We start from the raw sequence: 1,292 nt of genomic DNA, 5'->3' as shown, positions 1-1,292 counted from the left end.
GCCAGTAGTACGGGCAATATTGTAATAAGACATGGCTCTTAAAAATTTGCCTTCAGCGATAAGCGCTTTTTTGTCGGCATCTGAAATCCCTGGTGACTCTGCCACTTTTTTAATGATTARATTACAACGGCGAACAGCAGCCCAGTTGTTAAAACCATAATCATTAGCTCTTGTAATTGATTCGCTAACAAAAGGTGATGCATTGCTCCAGCTGCCATCGCCAGATGCCATAATGTTTGCAGTTCTCAAGTCAGTTGCTTGCCCACCTTGATAGGCGCCCATGATAGAGTAAGTACTGAAAATGAAAGTTTCTGCGTTGGCTTTCGTGCTCCATACCACATCTTCACTGATCTTATCAAAGGGCTCGGTTTCCAGCACTTTTTTGCAAGAGTTCAGTGCAAGCATACTTGCTGTTACTGCTATAATTGCTATATATTTTTTCATTAGTATATAATTTATTTTAATGGTAATGAAGCTATCATGATTTTATAGTCATTTCATTGTGTGATTTGAAAAATCATGATGGTTTCATCTGTTTATAAATTAGTTTGATTAAAACCCAGCTGTTACACCAAAAGACAGCGTACGTTGTACAGGATAATTATAGTTGTTGGTATTAGATTCAGGGTCAATAAAGTATTTTTGACTTTTCGAATCACTCAATAAATTAGTTCCCGATACATATAGGCGTAATTGTTGGAATGGAGAGTTTTTCAGTACTCCTTGTTTAAAATCATAACCAAATTGTAAATATTTTAAACGAACATATTTAGATTGGACAATCCAAAAATCGCTGTTTTGTATGTTGTTATTTCCATTTGCACTTGGCGAGCTGGTTTGTCTAGGAAAAATAGAATTGGTATTATCTGGCCTCCAGTAATCTTGCTGGAAACCATAAAGTAAATACCCTTGTGTACTCGAACCTTGTAGCACATCACCAAGATAACGGTCTCTATCTCCCGATCCTTGTACTACAGCGCTAAAGCTAAATCCTTTATAACCTAAGTCAAAGGTAATCCCGTAATTGCTTCTTGGCATGGTGTTTTTACCAATTCTTCTTTGGTCATTGCCATCAATTTGGCCATCACCGTTCGCATCTAAATATTTCAAATCTCCAGCTTGAACATTATTGGCGTTTATAATGTGTGCACCATTCATCCAGTCGCTGTTAGAACCATAAATGCCAAGCGATTGATAACCAAGTCCGAAGTAAGTTCCTGGTGCACCAGAGCCTCGCGTGTATGGATTTTTCATATCGGCTTCACTATCCTGCGCAGTACGCTCAGTAAGCG

General features: G+C 38.2%; 2 pseudogenes. Both read right to left on the bottom strand.

Annotated elements, in window-relative coordinates:
* Window positions 1-444 (bottom strand): annotated as a pseudogene (locus AC1DPQ_RS28010) (hypothetical protein); the annotation flags it as partial.
* Window positions 445-552: 108 nt separating this feature from the next.
* Window positions 553-1,292, bottom strand: a pseudogene (locus AC1DPQ_RS28005) (hypothetical protein); the annotation flags it as partial.

This window comes from Pedobacter sp. 01T416_2 (assembly GCF_056398925.1).
The sequence above is the reverse complement of the archived record's forward strand: the minus strand, read 5'-3'. Positions and strand labels throughout refer to the sequence as shown.